Annotated in this window: 1 pseudogene; it reads left to right on the top strand. The window is 39.2% G+C overall.

What is annotated here, in order from left to right:
- Position 1 precedes the first annotated feature (1 nt).
- Positions 2 to 209 (top strand): annotated as a pseudogene (locus LKX83_RS33655) (asparagine synthase (glutamine-hydrolyzing)); the annotation flags it as partial.

Consider the following 209-nt stretch of genomic DNA (forward strand, 5'->3'; position numbering starts at 1 on the left):
TATGAATAAGGTGCCAGTGTGTGAAAGACAGATAGTCAAAATGCGTGATATGCTCTATCATCGTGGTCCAGATGACGAGGGACTCTATATAGATAGAAATATGGGGCTAGGTTTTCGACGTTTAAGCATTATTGATTTAGAAGCAGGCCATCAACCAATGACAACTGCTGATGGCCGCTATACGATTGTTTTTAATGGAGAAATTTATA

Origin of the sequence: Cohnella baijiui, from assembly GCF_020731285.1 — a bacterium.
Classification (GTDB): Bacteria; Bacillota; Bacilli; order Paenibacillales; family Paenibacillaceae; genus Cohnella.